At 45.3% G+C, this 236-nt stretch carries 1 protein-coding gene; it reads left to right on the forward strand.

Annotation, left to right across the window (positions count from 1 at the left end):
• Positions 1-186: hypothetical protein (locus CF394_RS15910; protein WP_207761672.1), on the forward strand; the 186-nt coding region annotated here is incomplete at its 5' end.
• Between the last annotated feature and the right edge of the window lie 50 nt (positions 187-236).

The raw sequence follows: 236 nt of genomic DNA on the forward strand, positions 1-236 counted from the left end.
AAGTACACGAACGTCACGATCCAGCGCATCGAAATCAGCTCGGACGTCATATCGCGAAAAGGGGAAGCATCAGGTGACACGGAAGCGCGCTTGTATCAAGTATGCTATCGTATGCTTGGCAACAAACACGTTGTTCAGAGAAGCATTCGTAGACGAGTTATTCAGGTTCCAGTTGAACTCCCGTAATTTCCACGCACGCCGGAAACATTTTTGTGACATTTAACATTTTATAATCA

Origin of the sequence: Tetzosporium hominis (genome assembly GCF_002265435.1) — a bacterium.
Classification (GTDB): domain Bacteria; phylum Bacillota; class Bacilli; order Bacillales_A; family Planococcaceae; genus Chryseomicrobium; species Chryseomicrobium hominis.